Source organism: Microbacterium sp. MRS-1, from assembly GCF_000585455.1.
Classification (GTDB): Bacteria; Actinomycetota; Actinomycetes; order Actinomycetales; family Microbacteriaceae; genus Microbacterium; species Microbacterium laevaniformans.
On the sequence record NZ_JAUF01000012.1, the window covers coordinates 15,623 to 30,511 of the forward strand.

The 14,889-nt window shown below is 71.1% G+C and carries 13 protein-coding genes and 1 riboswitch; of the genes, 2 read left to right on the forward strand and 11 right to left on the reverse strand.

Going from position 1 to position 14,889, the window contains the following annotated elements; genetic code table 11:
* Positions 1-23: 23 nt before the first annotated feature.
* The 3 genes from glpK to AS96_RS03325 form a co-directional block, all read right to left on the reverse strand.
* On the reverse strand, positions 24-1,538 hold the full coding sequence (glpK, locus tag AS96_RS03315) for a glycerol kinase GlpK (RefSeq protein WP_036285653.1): 1,515 nt from the start codon (positions 1,536-1,538) through the stop codon (positions 24-26).
* A gap of 47 nt (positions 1,539-1,585) precedes the next feature.
* Complete coding sequence (locus AS96_RS03320) at positions 1,586-2,344, reverse strand: MIP/aquaporin family protein (RefSeq protein ID WP_016464114.1); 759 nt, start codon at positions 2,342-2,344, stop codon at positions 1,586-1,588.
* 117 nt (positions 2,345-2,461) lie between these two features.
* Positions 2,462-4,189: a glycerol-3-phosphate dehydrogenase/oxidase gene (locus tag AS96_RS03325; protein WP_036285655.1), complete on the reverse strand. Its 1,728-nt coding sequence runs from the start codon at positions 4,187-4,189 to the stop codon at positions 2,462-2,464.
* 155 nt (positions 4,190-4,344) lie between these two features.
* Here AS96_RS03325 and AS96_RS03330 point away from each other — a divergent pair, with 155 nt between their 5' ends.
* Positions 4,345-5,331 (forward strand): sugar-binding transcriptional regulator, encoded by a 987-nt coding sequence (locus AS96_RS03330; RefSeq protein ID WP_036285656.1) that lies wholly within the window; start codon positions 4,345-4,347, stop codon positions 5,329-5,331.
* On the opposite strand, the gene AS96_RS03335 is transcribed toward AS96_RS03330, so the two are convergent.
* The 3 genes from AS96_RS03335 to AS96_RS03345 all read right to left on the reverse strand — a co-directional run bounded on the left by AS96_RS03335 (position 5,312) and on the right by AS96_RS03345 (position 8,233).
* Positions 5,312-6,106, reverse strand: a complete 795-nt coding sequence (locus tag AS96_RS03335) for an energy-coupling factor transporter transmembrane component T family protein (RefSeq protein WP_036285658.1) — start codon at positions 6,104-6,106, stop codon at positions 5,312-5,314. The genes AS96_RS03330 and AS96_RS03335 overlap by 20 nt on opposite strands.
* Entirely contained in the window at positions 6,103-7,575 is a 1,473-nt protein-coding gene (locus AS96_RS03340; RefSeq protein ID WP_231477083.1) for an ABC transporter ATP-binding protein, read from the reverse strand. Before AS96_RS03340 ends, AS96_RS03335 begins: the two co-directional genes overlap by 4 nt.
* A 1-nt stretch (position 7,576) precedes the next feature.
* Complete coding sequence (locus AS96_RS03345) at positions 7,577-8,233, reverse strand: ECF transporter S component (protein ID WP_005047853.1); 657 nt, start codon at positions 8,231-8,233, stop codon at positions 7,577-7,579.
* Positions 8,226-8,335, reverse strand: a riboswitch (TPP riboswitch). Its footprint overlaps the gene before it by 8 nt.
* 33 nt (positions 8,336-8,368) lie before the next feature.
* Here AS96_RS03345 and AS96_RS03350 point away from each other — a divergent pair.
* Complete coding sequence (locus tag AS96_RS03350) at positions 8,369-9,778, forward strand: D-alanyl-D-alanine carboxypeptidase (RefSeq protein WP_231477085.1); 1,410 nt, start codon at positions 8,369-8,371, stop codon at positions 9,776-9,778.
* A 5-nt stretch (positions 9,779-9,783) separates the two neighbouring features.
* On the opposite strand, the gene AS96_RS03355 is transcribed toward AS96_RS03350, so the two are convergent.
* From AS96_RS03355 to AS96_RS03375, 5 genes are read right to left on the reverse strand one after another with little or no spacing between them, the layout of a single operon-like run.
* Positions 9,784-11,379, reverse strand: a complete 1,596-nt coding sequence (locus AS96_RS03355; protein WP_036285663.1) for an SLC13 family permease — start codon at positions 11,377-11,379, stop codon at positions 9,784-9,786.
* Between the two features lie 39 nt (positions 11,380-11,418).
* Positions 11,419-12,375 (reverse strand): J domain-containing protein, encoded by a 957-nt coding sequence (locus AS96_RS03360; RefSeq protein ID WP_036285666.1) that lies wholly within the window; start codon positions 12,373-12,375, stop codon positions 11,419-11,421.
* 8 nt (positions 12,376-12,383) lie between these two features.
* A complete protein-coding gene (locus tag AS96_RS03365) occupies positions 12,384-12,911 on the reverse strand; it encodes a hypothetical protein (RefSeq protein ID WP_036285676.1) in 528 nt (175 codons plus the stop codon).
* A complete protein-coding gene (locus AS96_RS03370; protein WP_036285741.1) occupies positions 12,908-13,744 on the reverse strand; it encodes an LssY C-terminal domain-containing protein in 837 nt (278 codons plus the stop codon). Before AS96_RS03370 ends, AS96_RS03365 begins: the two co-directional genes overlap by 4 nt.
* The gene (locus AS96_RS03375) at positions 13,744-14,808 is read right to left on the reverse strand and encodes an enoyl-CoA hydratase/isomerase family protein (protein ID WP_036285677.1); all 1,065 of its coding nucleotides are present in this window, start codon (positions 14,806-14,808) and stop codon (positions 13,744-13,746) included. The genes AS96_RS03370 and AS96_RS03375 overlap by 1 nt, the downstream gene beginning before the upstream one ends.
* Positions 14,809-14,889 lie beyond the last annotated feature (81 nt).

Sequence of the window (14,889 nt, forward strand, 5' to 3'; positions counted from 1 at the left end):
GCGCGTCCGCGGTGTGCGTCAGATCAGTTCACGTCGGCGTCGACCCAGTCCATCGACTTAGTGACGGCCTTCTTCCACAGGCGCAGCTGACGCTCGCGCTCGGCGACGTCGTCGTTCGGCGTCCAGCGCTTGTCTTCCTGCCAGTTCGCCCGCAGCTCGTCGAGGTCGTTCCAGAACCCGACCGCGAGACCGGCCGCGTAGGCCGCACCGAGGGCGGTGGTCTCGGCGACCACCGGCCGCACGACCGGAACGCCCAGGATGTCGGCCTGGAACTGCATCAGCGTGTCGTTGGCGATCATGCCGCCGTCGACCTTGAGCTCGGTGAGGTCGACACCGGAGTCCGCGTTGACGGCATCCAGCACCTCGCGCGTCTGGAAGGCGGTGGCCTCCAGCGCAGCGCGGGCGATGTGGTTGCGGTTCGCGTAGCGGGTGAGACCGACGATCGCACCGCGGGCGTCGGGACGCCAGTACGGCGCGAACAGGCCCGAGAATGCCGGGACGAAGTACACGCCGCCGTTGTCCTCGACCTTGGCGGCGAGCTCCTCCACCTCGGGGGCGGAGGAGATGATGCCCAGCTGGTCGCGCAACCACTGGATCAGCGATCCGGTGACGGCGATCGATCCCTCGAGCGCGTAGTGCGCGGGCCCGTCGCCCAGCTTGTAGCCGACGGTCGTGAGCAGGCCGTTCTCGCTCTTCACGATCTCGGTCCCCGTCTGGAAGATGAGGAAGTTGCCCGTGCCGTACGTGTTCTTGCTCTCGCCCGCGTCGAACGCGGCCTGACCGAAGGTCGCCGCCTGCTGGTCGCCGAGGATACCGGCCACCGGGGTCTCGCGCAGCAGCGAGGTGTCGCGCGCCTCGCCGTAGACCTCGCTGGAGGAGCGGATCTCGGGCATCATCGAGCGCGGCACACCGAAGTCGGCGAGGATGTCGTCGCGCCACTCGAGCGTCTTCAGATCCATGAAGAGCGTGCGCGAGGCGTTCGTGACGTCGGTCGCGTGCACGCCGCCGTCGGGTCCGCCGGTGAGGTTCCAGAGCACCCACGTGTCGGTCGTGCCGAAGATCAGGTCACCGGCTTCGGCCTTCTCGCGCGCCCCCTCGACGTTCTCGAGGATCCAGACGATCTTCGTGCCCGAGAAGTACGTGGCCAGCGGCAGGCCCACGATGTCCTTGTAGCGCTCGACTCCCGCGTCGCCCGCGAGCCGGTCGACGATGGGCTGGGTGCGCGTGTCCTGCCAGACGATCGCGTTGTACACCGGGATGCCGGTGTTCTTGTCCCACACGACGGCGGTCTCACGCTGGTTCGTGATGCCGACCGCGGCGATGTCGTGCCGTGTCAGGTTCGCACGGCCGAGCGCGATGCCGATGACCTCGCGCATGTTGTCGCGGATCTCGATCGGGTCGTGCTCGACCCAGCCGGCGCGCGGCATGATCTGCTCGTGCTCCTTCTGGCCGACGGAGATGATCGAGCCCTTCTTGTCGAAGACGATCGCGCGGCTGGAGGTGGTGCCCTGGTCGAGGGCGATGATGTAGTCACTCATGAGTGGACGTCCTTGTCTAGGTGTCTGTGTTGAGGATCGGGAACGGATCAGATGTGCGCGAGGTGCAGCAGCGCCGGAGCGGCGAGCGCGGCGATCGTGCCACCGAGCAGCGGGCCGACGACGGGGACCCACGCGTACGACCAGTCGCTGGAACCCTTGCCCTTGATCGGCAGGATCGCGTGCGCGATGCGGGGACCGAGGTCACGGGCGGGGTTGATGGCGTAGCCGGTCGGGCCACCGAGCGAGGCGCCGATGCCGACCACGAGGAGGGCGACGGGGACCGCGGTGAGCGGGCCGAGGGCGCCCGGCGTGCCGATCTGGACGTCACCGTAGTCGGCGAACGCGAAGATGACGAACACGAGCACGAAGGTGCCGATGACCTCGGTGACCAGGTTCCAGCCGTAGGAGCGGATGGCGGGACCGGTGGAGAAGACGCCCAGCTTGGTGGCCGCGTCCGGCTCTTCGTCGAAGTGCTGCTTGTAGGCGAGCCAGCAGAGCACGGCACCGATGAACGCACCGACCAGCTGCGCGGCGATGGCCACGAAGAACTGTGCGACGCCGATCTTTCCGGCGATCAGCAGCGCGATCGACACCGCGGGGTTCAGCTGCGCACCGGAGTACGACGAGACCAGCACCCCCGCGAACACCGCCAGACCCCAACCCCAGTTGATCATCAGCGTGCCGCCGCCGAAGCCCTTCGACTTGGCGAGAATGACGTTGGCGACGACGCCACCGCCGAGCAGGAGCAGCATCGCCGTCCCGACGAGCTCTGACACGAAGTAGAGCCCGAGATTGATGTCTTGCATGTCAGCATTGACCTTTCTGCAGAGGTTCCCCCGGCGACGTCGCCGGGCGGGAAGAATGACCTGAGGGGATGCCGGCGTCAGGCCGCGCCGGATTCTAGAAGCGGCTCCTCCTGCCTCTCATGCGCTCAAGGGCGCAAGGTGGGAGGTCTCGACGTCGATGCGGTGCCGCTCCTGGAGCACGCGGGCCGCGTCGTCGATCTGGGCACGAGTGGTATCGGCATCCCATCCGAGAACCGGGGCCGCCGCCTCGGCGACCTCGGCGAGGGTCTCGGCGGTGACACCACCGACGAAGGCGATGTGCGTGCGGCGCAGGAGCAGATCGATGAGCGTGACCACCTCCTCGCGCTCGGCCAGGAAGGCGATCTCCTCCGCCGAATAGCCCGGGGCGTGCTCGAGCGGACGCTGGTTGACCGGCAGCGTTGCGAGCATCTCGGTGGCGTAGGTGCCGTAGCGCTCCAGCATGCGATCGGCGAAGGCGGCACTGTGGGCTCCGCGGTGAGCTTCGAGCCAGCGGGACCGGTCGGCGTCGGTGCGCGGGTATCCGGCGCCGCCGCCGATCGCGAGGTCGAGCGTCGAGATCCGACGCGGGCGTCCGAGAGCGGCGAGCACCTCGGTGGACAGGTGCTCGGCGAGGGCGCGGAAGGTGGTCCACTTCCCGCCGACCAGGCTCATCACCGGAACGCCGTCGGCCCCACCCAGGCGCGCCTTCTCGATGCGGTAGTCGCGCGACACGAAGCCCGGCGCGAGGTCGTCGTGGCGCGGCAGCGGACGGATGCCCGAGAAGGTGTAGACGATCTGCGAGCGGTCCACCGTGATGTGCGGGAAGACCTGTGCGATGAGGTCGAAGAAGTACGAGATCTCGTCGTCGGTGCAGACGGTCGGGGTCGAGGGGTCGGCGTCGATGTCGGTCGTGCCGACCATGACGCGGCCCTTGAGCGGGTAGATCAGCACGATCCGACCGTCGGCCGCCTCGAAGAAGATCTCGTTGCCGCGGGTCGCCTCCAGCAGCTCCGCATTCTCGAGGACGATGTGCGAGCCCTTCGTGCCGCCCATGAATCGGGTGGGGGTGCCCAGAGCGTCATTGGTGATGTCGGTCCAGGGGCCGCTCGTGTTGACGACGACGTCGGCAGTGAAGGGGAACTCCTCGCCGGTGACGGCGTCGCGGATGATGACCGCCGTGCCGTCGGCGCCGACGACGGGCGCGTAGTTCGCGGCGCGCGCGGACTCTTCCCGGGCGCCGTCGCGCAGCACGTCGAGCGCGAGCCGCTCGGGGTCGTGCATCGAGGCGTCGTAGTAGGTCGCGGTGTAGCGGAACCGGTCGTCGAGGTCGGGGAACAGCTCGCGCGAGCGGCGACGGCCGTGGAAGCGGTGGCGCGGCACGGCACCCCCGGCGCGCGAGAAGGTGTCGTACATGACGAGACCGAGCTTGATCAGCAGCGCACCGCGCTCGCTCGGCTTGCCGCGGCCGTGCGTGACGAGCAGACGGAAGGGCGCAGTGAGGATGCCCGAGAAGGTGCGGTGGATCGGAATCGTCGTGGGCAGCGGGCGCACGAAGTGGGGCGCGTTGCGCACGAGCCGGTTGCGCTCGGTCACCGACTCCTTCACGAGGCGGAACTCGCCGTTCTCCAGATACCGCACACCGCCGTGGATCATGTGGCTGGATGCCGAGGACGCGCCGCTCACGTAGTCGTCGCGTTCCACGAGGGCGACGTCGACGCCCTGCAGCGCGAGGTCGCGGAACGTCGCGATGCCGTTGATTCCACCCCCGATGATGAGAACTTCCGCGTGGGGGCGGTCCTTCAGGGCCTGGATGTTCGGACGGATCGTCGCCTTCGACTCGGTCATCGCTCTTCCTTCCGCGGCTTCGCAGTGTCTCGCCGCGCGTTTTTCACGGTGGAACGGATCTACACTGAAACGTCGGTGAACGAACGCGCAAACGATCTGAACATACGTGCATCGTAGCCCGCACTCTGCACGAATGTGCATGATCAGGAGGACCCGTGAGCATCGAAACCGACGCCGAGGCGCGAGCCCGGGACGCGCTGCACGCCGCACAGCTGTACTACGTGCAGGACCAGACGATGGAGCAGATCGCCGCCGAGATGAAGCTGTCGCGATCGTCGGTCTCGCGCCTGATCGCGCACGCCCGTGAGATCGGCCTGGTGGAGATCACGGTCCATTCGCCGCAGGAGGCCACGAGCGTCGTCGCCCGGCGGCTGTCCGAGCGCTACGGCATCTCCGTGCATGTCGTCAGCACGCCGCCGCGCTCGACCGACGCCGAGCGTCTGGAGCGCACCGCGCGCACCGCGGCGCACGTCCTGTCGACCACGCTCGACCCGCAGGCGAGCATCGGCATCGCCTGGGGCGCGACGGTGTCGGCGATCGCCCGCCACCTGCCCACCAAACGGTTGCACGAATCGCAGATCGTGCAGATGAACGGCGCCGCGAACGAGTCGACCTCCGGCATCAGCTATTCGGGTGCCATTCTGGAGCGCTTCGGCCAGGCGTTCGGCACGGACGTCCAGCAGTTTCCCGTTCCCGCCCTGTTCGACGACCCGCACACGAAGCAGCTGTTGTGGCGAGAGCGCTCCATCCGCCGCGTGGTGGACGCGCAGGCGCGCGTGCAGGTGTTCGTGTTCGGGCTGGGCTCCCCCCAGGCCGACGTTCCCTCGCACGTCTATGCCGGCGGCTATCTGACCGGGGAGGACCTGAGGATGCTGCTGCGCGACGGTGTCGTCGGCGACTGCGCCACCGTGTTCTACCGACTGGACGGCTCGACCTCCGGCATCGAGCTCAACGACCGCTCGAGCGGGCCTTCCTTCGACGTCATCCGCCGTATCCCTCGTCGCCTGTGCGCCGTGTCGAGCCTGTCCAAGATCGCTGCGCTGCGCGGCGCGCTGGCGGCGGGGCTGATCACCGAACTGGTCGTCGAGGAGGCGCTCGCCCGCCGCGTCGTGGAGCTGCCGCTCAACGCGGGCCGAGGATGAAGTTCCACGTGCCCGCGGCGACGGCGACCGACACGGAGACCGCCGAGATCGCGACGCCCACCGCCACGAGCATCCACTCCCGCCGGCCGAAGCGGGAGAGGCGGGCCCAGGTTCGTCGACCGGGAGCACCGAAGCCGCGGGCCTCCATCGCGGTGGCGAGCTTGGAGCCGCGCCGGATGGAGAGCACGAGCAGGGCGAACGCCATGCCGGCGAAGCGTCGAATCCGACCCTGATCGGCGATGCCGCGGGCCCGGCGGGCCAGTTCGAGAGCCCTCCAGTCCTCGAGGAACAGTCCGACCATCCGCAGTCCCGCCAGCGCGCCGAGCACGAAGCGCGCGGGCAGGTGCCAGACCTGGGCGAGCCCGTCGGCCAGATCGGTGGGATCGACGGTGACGAACAGCACGACCGAGGGCAGAGCCACGGCGAGCACGCGGAAGAAGGTCGCGACGGCGAGCGTGAGCGAGCCCTCGCTGATGCGCACGACGAACCACTCGACGTAGACCTGCCCGGACGCCGCGCCGTAGAGCGCGATCGTCAGGGCCGTCAGGGGCGCGGCCAGCCACACCGGCCACGTCCGCATCCAGAACTCGCGCCAGCGCAGCCCCGCGAACAGGAAGAGGACGCTCTCCAGCGCCAGCGCGACCGCAGCCGACACCCAGTCCAGTGTCACGATCAGGGGCAGGGCGATCACGGCGCTGGCGGCGAGCTTGGCGACCGGGTTGAGCTGTGCGACGATGCCGGGCCGGGTGCGCGTGTTCGCGGCAAGCAGGCTCATGCCGCCGCCTCCGCACCCAGGGCGAAACGGCGGGCGTGGAGCGCGTCGACGACGGCGTCGTCGTGGGTGATCGCCACGATCGCCGATCCGTCGTCGCGCAGGCGCGCGAGCAGCGCGACCAGCTCCGCCCACGTGCGCGCGTCCTGACCGAAGGTCGGCTCGTCCAGCACGAGCACACGCGGGGCGGTGGCGAGGACGGCGGCGACGGTGAGTCGGCGTTTCTCCCCTCCCGACAGCGTGTACGGGTTGGCGGCGGCCAGCGCGGTCAGCCGCAAGCGTTCCAGGAGCTCGTCGACGCGGGCGGCACAGGCGGCCGCGTCCATCCCGAGCGCGCGCGGCCCGACCTCGAGCTCGCCGCGCACCGACCGGGCGAGCAGCTGGTGCTCCGGGTCCTGGAAGACGGTGCCGATGCGTGTGAGAAGCTCACGTGAGCGCCACGCGATCGGCGTCGGCGCAGCGCCGGCGGCGAGCGGCGCGGAGGCCGACAGCTCGCCGGATGCCGGGCGCAGCAGTCCCGCGAGGGTGAGCCCGAGGGTCGATTTGCCGGCGCCGTTGGGTCCCGTGATCGCGAGCACCTCACCGGCGCGGAGCTCGAGATCGATGCCGGTCGCGACCGGGGCGCCGCGCCCCCGCGCGACGGCCAGCTCCCGCGCGCGCAGCAACCCCTCGCCCGCGCCGGCAGCGGGCGGGGGCGGCACGGCCGGAGGGATGCCGGGAACCCAGACGCCCGCATCGGCGAGTTCCGCGGCCCGCGCGCCGAGCACGCTCTGCGGGGGGCCGTCGGCGAGAAGGCCGTCGGCCCCGAGCACGATCACCCGGTCCACGAGGGGCAGCCAGACGTCGACGCGATGCTCCACGACCACGAGCGTCGCCCCGGTGGCGTCGAGGATGCGTCCCACGGCGTCGCGGACGTCGGCGACGCCCACCGGGTCGAGGTTGGCGGTCGGCTCGTCCAGCAGCAGCAGCCCCGGGCGCATGGCCAGCGCGCCGGCGAGGGCGAGCCGCTGCTTCTGCCCGCCCGACAGCGCGTGCGTGGGCCGGTCGATGCCGACGTCCAGCCGCACGGCATCCAGTGCGGCGTGCACCCGCGGCCAGATCTCCTCGCGCGGCACGCCCAGGTTCTCGCATCCGAAGGCGACGTCGTCGCCCACCCGCGCCAGAATCACCTGCGCGTCCGGGTCCTGCAGCACGAGGCCCGCCCGTCCGCGCGCCGCCGCGGCCGGTGCCCCGTCGATCAGCAGCGCTCCCGCCGACTCTCCTTCTTCGTCGCCGCCCAGCACCCCGGCAAGTCCCTGGAGCAGGGTCGACTTGCCCGCGCCGGAAGCGCCGAGCAGGAGCACGCGCTCACCCGGGTCGATGCGCAACGAGACGTCGCGCACCGCCCAGGCCCGCCGTGACGCATGTCGCCAGCCCCATCCGTGGGCGCTGACCGCTGCCGGCGCGACCGATCCGCCGAGGTCGACCGCCACGTCAGACGAGGTCGCGGCGTTCGCGCCCCACGGCGAAACGATCCAGTGCGCCGGTCGCGGCAAGGCCCCGGGCGAGCACCCACGACAGGGCTCCGGCGATGACGGCGCCCGAGAGGGTGGTGCAGATCATGTAGATCACGGTGAACGCGGCGTCGGCCCCGGCGTACCAGAGGATCAGGTTGTTGATGCCCCCCGCGATCGCCGCGCCGGCTCCGGCGAGGATCGCGACCGGCAGCTTCCACGCCCGGTAGAGGAACAGCAGGAAGACGAGCTCGGCTCCGAGCCCCTGGACCAGCCCGGCTTCCAGAGTGAGGAAGCCGCCCCACTGGTTGCCGACGAGGGCGGAGACGACGGCGGCGAGCGTCTCGGTGTACAGCGCCGCTCCGGGCTTGCGGATGATGAGCGCTCCGAGCACGCCGGCGAACAACCACGGACCGTCCAGCAGGCCCTGCATGCCGGGCAGCAGCGGGTCGAGCAGGCTCTTGGGGCCGAGGTAGCCGATGTTCCAGAGCAGGAAGATCAGGCCCGATGCGACGCCGATGACGCTGGCGACGACGATGTCGACGACTCTCCAGCGCAGACGGCCGACACCGATGCGGGAACGGGATGCCGCGGCATCCGACGAGGTGGCGGTGGACGGGGACGCAGACGCGTGCATATTCTCTCCTCCCTGCGCCGGCATGATCCGGATCAGGTTCGACGGTCGAAGCGTGGATCGCTTCCTCTCAGCCCGGCTCACCGGACTCCCGTGGTTGTGCGCTCGAGTATAGCGGCGAACGGGTACGTTGGGCGGGTGACCTCGGACGACGCGCCCCCGCCGTCGCGCCGCGCGGCGCGCACGTCCACCGCACCGATCGACCCCGTCGTCGTCCGCAACCGCGAGGGACGTCAGGCGCTGGGATGGGTCGACGAGGAGACCGTCACCGGCGCGGCGGACACCCCGTCGTCGTCCGCCGGCGCGCCCGATCTGCTGGCCAGGCGACCGCGCCGGTCACCGCTGCGCGCCGGCGTGGTCATGCCGGTGCTCACCACCGTCGGCGTCTGCGGCGTCTACGTGGCCGCGACGCTGCTGTGGCCGCTGTGGGCCGTCGCGCCGACCGTGCGGGAGATCACGCCCGACGGGCCCGTCGCGACGGCGTCGGCGGTGACCTGGCCCGCCGCGGGGGCCGGTGCGGCGGGCGTGGCGGGCATCGATGCCGTCGCGGCATCCTCGCCGGCTCCCGTCTCGATGGCGAGCATCTCGAAAGTGGTCACGGTACTCATGATCCTCGACGAGATGCCGCTCGCGGTCGGGCAGAGCGGCCCGGAGTTCACCTTCACCTCACGCGACCGCGACACCTACTGGGATTACCTGTCCGAAGACGAGTCGGCCCTCGACGTCCCGGTCGGCGGTTCGCTCACCGAGTACCAGATGCTGCAGGGCATCCTCGTGGGCTCGGCCGGCAACTACACGAATCGACTCGCCAGCACCCTCTGGCCGACCGACGAGGTCTTCGCCCGGGCCGCGCGAGCATGGCTGGACCGGCACGGCCTCGGGGCCATCACGCTGTCGGAGCCGACGGGAATCGACCCCGCCAACACCGCCGAGCCGGCCGCCCTGGTCACCCTGGCGCAGCTCGCCCTCGCCCACCCGGTGGTCGCGGAGATCGCCCGCACCCGCACGGTCGAGCTGCCCGGCGCGGGCGAGGTGACCAACACGAACGACCTGCTCAGCGACCCCGGCGTGGTCGGGCTCAAGACGGGCAGTCTCGCCGACTCCTACAACCTCCTCGCCGCGAAGGACATCACGGTCGGCACCACGACGGTGCGGGTCTACGCCACGGCGCTCGGTCAGCCCACCGGCGAGGCGCGGGACCAGGCGACGGCGCGCCTGCTGACGGAGGTCGCGGCGGAGGTCTCGACGCCCAAGACCATGCCGGCCGGCACCCTCGCCGGCGTCGTCAGCACGGCATGGGGCGCGACGGCGAACATCGTGACGGATGCCGACGCGGCCGTGATCCTCTGGAACGGTGCCGCCGCGACGGCGACGACCACCCTCGACCTCGGGAGCGCCCGAACGGCGAACGCCCCCGTCGGCCAGGTCCTCGTGCGCGGACCTCTGGATGCGGTCACCGTGGGCGTCCATCTGACCGCGGACATCCCCGACCCCGACGCGTGGTGGCGGCTCACCCATCCCCTGCAGCTGTGGGGTCTCGCCGGCTGAGCCCCTCAGAACGGCCAGATCAGCGGGACGTAGAGCACGGCGACGGCGAGATACACGACCATCAGGGGCAGCCCCAGCTTGCCGTAGTCGCCGAACCGATAGCCGCCGGGCTGCATCACCATGAGATTGACGGGCGTCGCGACGGGGGTGAGGAAGGCCGCCGCACCGGCGACCGTCAGCGCCATCATGAACGGCTGCACGCTGACGCCGAGCGTCTGCGAGATCGCGACGGCGATCGGGATCACCACCAGGACCGTGGCGACGTTCGAGATGAACTGTCCGAGCACCATGGTCAGCAGGCACAGCACGAGCAGCGCCACCTGCGGTGAGCCGGAACCGATGACGCGCAGCACGGCGGCGGCGACGACGTCGGCGGCGCCCGTGGACACGAAGGCGGAGGACAGGGGGATCATGCCGGCGATGAGGATGACCGTCGTCCACGAGATGGACCGATAGGTCTGCGGGACGGTCAGCACACCGGTGAGCACGAGAGCGCCGGCGGCCAGCAGTCCCGCCACCGGGGCCGGGACCAGACCGGTCGCCAGGAGCACGACCATGACCGCGAGGATGCCGATCGCGCGCTTGGCCCCGCGCCCCCAGGGCACCGCGCGCTGCAGCGTCTGCGGCGGCGTGACCGCGATGACGTCCGGCGACTGCGCGTAGCGCGTCAGTGCCGCCCACGGTCCCTGGACGAGCACCGCGTCGCCCGCCTGCAGCACGAGAGCGCCGGCGACGCCGGTCTCCCGCGACGCGTTCGGTCCGTCGTCGTCTCCGCGGCGCACCGCCAGGATCACCAGGTTCTCGTCGCGTGTCGTCATTCCCACCGACACGGTGCGGCCGATGAGCCGCGAGCGCGGCGCGACGAGCACCTCGGCGACACCCTCCCGCACGCTGAACAGGCGCACGGTGTCGAGGTCGACGTCGTAGCTGTCGCGGAGGGTCTGGGCGTGCTCACGCGGATCGGGGGCGAGGTCGGCCAGCCGCTCCGCGGTGCGGGCCGCGAGCAGGCGTCCGCCGCCGAGCGCGACGATCGCGACGGTCAGCAGCACGAGGGGGATGCCGGCGAGAGCGAACTCGAAGAAGCCGAACTCCCGGCCTCCGGCGGCGACCGCAGCCTCGCTGACGACGATGTTGACCGGGGTCCCGGTGAGGGTCAGCAGCGACCCGGCGCTCGCGGCGAAGGCGAGCGGGAGGAGGAGCTTCGAGGGGAGGATGCCGGCGCGGACCGCCACCACGACGACGACCGGCAGCAGCGCGGCCACCGCGCCGTTGATCGAGATGAAGGCCGTGAGCACGGCGGCCAGCAGACCGATGATCACGGTGAGGCGCGCTCTGCCCGTGCCCGCGCGGGTGACGACCTGGTGGCCCAGCCATGCCGTGACGCCGGTGGCATCCAGCGCCTCACTGACCACGAACAGGGAGGCGATGAACAGCACCGTCGGATCGCCGAATCCGGCGAAGGCCTCGCCCAGCGTGAGCACGCCGGTCGCCCAGAGCGCGAGGGCGACCCCGACCGAGACGAGGGCCAGCGGCACCCGTCCGCTGACGAAGGCGACGACGGCGAGCCCGAGGATCACGAAGGTCCAGCCGGCGGGGTCCATGTCCTCACCCTAGACGGCGCCCGCGCGCCGCTCAGCGGATCACACGAAGCGCACGGTCTGCTGCAGGCGTGTGCGCACATCGAACAGCTCGTTGCCGCCGATGTCGCGGGCCCCGGTCAGGCCCCGCCGGAGCACTGTCGCCAACGCCGAACGGGCGACGACCGCGACCGGCAGCGAGCGCACCTTGCCGATCTCCTCGATCGCGCTGACGACGTCGTCGTCGGGCAGCACCACGATCGCGCCGCTGAAACGGACGCGCGCTGCGCGCGCCAGCACGCGCGCCCCCGCGACCAGGTCGGCGATCGGAGAACCCTCGACACCGTCACCGATCAGCTCACCGCGGCGCAGCCGCACCGGACCACCGAGATCCTCGCTGAGCAGAGCGTAGAGGCCGCTGGGTCCCAGCACGATGTGATCGACCTTCAGCGACGGATCACGCGGGTCGACGGCGACGTCGTGCCACACCGTGTACCCCATTCCCAGGTCGCCGATGACACGCGCGCTGGCCTCTTCGGCGAGGGCATCCGCGAGCATCCGCTTCAGCTCGCGCGGGGCCGCGCGCACCAGCGCCGGGTCGTAGGGGTCGGGCAGCTCGGTGCCGCGCCCCGCCCACTCGCGGATGAGATCGAGGTAGCGCTCGCGGCGCCAGCCCCCGGGCTGACCGAACGAACGCGCCCGCGGGCGCGTGTCGGCCGGTCGCGACGGCGGACGCCAGCTCGTGCCGGCGCCGCTGCCGTCACCGTCGGCGCCGTCCGGACCGTATGCCGGCGCCGAGGCGCCGAAACCGTGACCGCGATCGTAGGCGCTCCGGGCATCCGGCGTGCCGACGAGCTCCCACGCGCGCTGGACCTGGACGAAGCGGGCGGCGTCGCCCCCGGTGTCGGGATGCGACTGACGCAGCCGCAGTCGATACGCCTTGCGGAGGTCCTCCTCCGCGGCATCCGGGGCGACGCCGAGCACCTCGTAGGCGGACGCGGAGAGCGGACTGTCGAACACGGGACCTCTCAGCGCTTCTCGTTGCGGCGGGCGTAGGCGGCGGCGCTGCGGCTGGACAGGGCGAGCAGCACGAGGATGTCGAGCGCCAGCGTGGGCAGGGTGGTGAACAGGGTGATCTCCTGATCCCGCGCCCACCAGCTCGCGAAAGTGGTGGCGATCGACAGGGTCGCGACGCTCATCACGACGACGCGCGCGAGATTGCTGCCGAGGAAGAGCAGGATCGCGCACACGAGCTGGATCGCGACCCCGACGCCGACGACGGCCAGCAGAACGGCGAGGGAGGCGTCCGCCAGATCCGGCGTGACGTCGACGCCGTCGAGGTCCAGGACGAGCTGGCTGGCGTAGCTGTGCCAGTTCAGCCCCAGCTCGACCATCGAGGCGATCCCGACGACGGCGCTCAGCAGCACCAGCGCCGCACCCGCCACCGTCGTCGACGGACGCGGCATCTTCGGGTCGCGGGCGACCGGCTGCAGCAGTCGGGTCACCGGCTCGTAGGACGGTCGGCGCTCCGGCCGCATCGGACGGTGCTCGTTCATGCGCCCGCCTCCTCCGCGACGACCACCGCACGCACGTCGACCACCGGCAGGTCACCGTCGGTGCGGATGCTGTCGCCGCCGCCGTTGCGGGCGTGGTACCCGGTGGAGAAGTCCGCGATCACGTCCACGAGCACGGCTGGCTCTCCGGCGCGGAGGGTCGCGACGATGTGATCGCGCTCGACGTCGGTGTCGGCGTCGATGCGGTGGGTGACCTGCAGGGTGAACAGCGACAGGCCCACCGAGGTGTCGAACGTGCCCGCAGCCAACCAGTCGACGCGCCGGCCTCCGGGCAGCAGCCAGCCGTCCGGGCACTTCCAGAAGCGCACGTGGTGGCGCTGAGCCGGATTGCCGTCGACCTCCTGCTGGTAGGCGAAGTCCTGTTGGCGACCGAAGAGGAACAGGGGGCTCACCGGAGCCTCGTGGTAGCTGCGGCGGCGCAGGGTCGAGGTCACGATGCGCCTCGACGACGCGAAGGTGACGGGATCTGCCTTCGTCCACCCCGATGCCCGCATCGCTCGCTCGATCTGCGCGCCCTCTCCCAGAAAGGCGAGGTTGACCGGATCGCCGAGAAGGCCGTCACTCGTGCGCGCACGTCCGATGAAGTAGTCGGGCACGTAGATCGTCGTGAGGATCCGATGCAGTCGGGGCAGGACGAGGTAGGCCAGCAGCAACCAGAACAGCAGGAAGCCGAGAATGCCCCACCATCCGACCGCGAAGCTCTCGGTGAAGCCCAGATAGGCGAGCCAGATGGCCGCCAGCCCCGCGAAGACGAAGAAGAACTGGTCGATCGCGACGCCGATCGACCATCTGCGCGAAGATCGGGTCCGGCTCATCACGGTTCCCACAGCGCCAGCGGCGGCTCCCACGCGAGCGCCCGCTCTGCCAGCCCGTCCTCGAGGTCGTCGAACGCGGCCGGATGCCAGTGCGGGTCGCGGTCCTTGTCGACCAGCTGCGCGCGAATGCCCTCGGGCAGGTCGGGCTGGGTCTGGGCGAACCACAGCACGAGCCCGTACTCCTGCGCGAGCGCGGCGCGAAGATCCGGCAACCGCCGGGCGGCACGGACGGCGGCCAGCGTGACGGTCAACGCGGTGGGCGCGAGCGCCGCGAGCGTCTCGGCGGTGGCGACGGCATCCGGCTCGGGCCGCTCACGCAGCCGCGCGATGATCTCGGCGACGGTGTCGGCGGCGAAGGCATCGTCGATCCACGAACGGGCCGCGACGAGCCGCGACGGCCCCGGCGTCTCGTCGAACAGCAGCACGATCTCGGCCGGGGTCGCCGGATCGGCACGATCGGCGAGCGCGCCGCGGAGGTCTCCGATCCGCTCGCTCGGCACCAGCGCATCGGCGAAGCCGGCAGCGAGGGCGTCCGCGGCATCCATCGCCTCGCCGGTCAGCGCGAGGTACTCGCCGAGCCGTCCGGGCGCATGCGCCAGCAGCCACGAGCCACCCACATCCGGCGTGAAACCGATCCGTGTCTCGGGCATGGCCAGGCGCGAGCGTTCCGTGACGACACGGACCGCCGCGTGGCCGGCCAGCCCGATGCCACCACCCATCGTCACACCGTCGGCGACGACGACGATCGGCTTCGGATACGTGGCGATACGCAGATTCAGGGCGTACTCGGCGCGGAAGAAGTGCGCGGTCTCGTCGACCCGGCCGGCGACGATCCACTCGCGAAGGCCCCGCACGTCTCCCCCGGCGCACAGGCCCCGCTCGCCCGCACCGTCCAGCAGCACCACCTCGATGTCGGCGTCGTGCTCCCAGCGGTCCAGGGCGGCGGAGATCGTCTGGATCATGTCCAGGTCGAGCGCGTTGATGGCGCGCGGACGGTTGAGGGTCAGGTGGCCCACTCCCCGGACGGTGCGGACCAGCACGGTGGGTTCGGCGGCATCGCTCACGCTCGCAACGTTACCCGCGCCGTCGGTCTCGGCGCCTCCCGCGCGGGCACCCGGCCGGCGCGGGCCGATCGGGCAGGATGG

What these genes read in the sequence shown, in the direction of transcription:
- AS96_RS03320 (WP_016464114.1), bottom strand. Translation starts at nt 2,344, where the DNA reads ATGCAAGACATCAATCTCGGGCTCTACTTCGTGTCAGAGCTCGTCGGG.
- AS96_RS03335 (WP_036285658.1), bottom strand. Translation starts at nt 6,106, where the DNA reads ATGAGCCTGCTTGCCGCGAACACGCGCACCCGGCCCGGCATCGTCGCA.
- AS96_RS03365 (WP_036285676.1), bottom strand. Translation starts at nt 12,911, where the DNA reads ATGAACGAGCACCGTCCGATGCGGCCGGAGCGCCGACCGTCCTACGAG.
- AS96_RS03355 (WP_036285663.1), bottom strand. Translation starts at nt 11,379, where the DNA reads ATGGACCCCGCCGGCTGGACCTTCGTGATCCTCGGGCTCGCCGTCGTC.
- AS96_RS03325 (WP_036285655.1), bottom strand. Translation starts at nt 4,189, where the DNA reads ATGACCGAGTCGAAGGCGACGATCCGTCCGAACATCCAGGCCCTGAAG.
- AS96_RS03345 (WP_005047853.1), bottom strand. Translation starts at nt 8,233, where the DNA reads ATGCACGCGTCTGCGTCCCCGTCCACCGCCACCTCGTCGGATGCCGCG.
- AS96_RS03370 (WP_036285741.1), bottom strand. Translation starts at nt 13,744, where the DNA reads ATGAGCCGGACCCGATCTTCGCGCAGATGGTCGATCGGCGTCGCGATC.
- glpK (WP_036285653.1), bottom strand. Translation starts at nt 1,538, where the DNA reads ATGAGTGACTACATCATCGCCCTCGACCAGGGCACCACCTCCAGCCGC.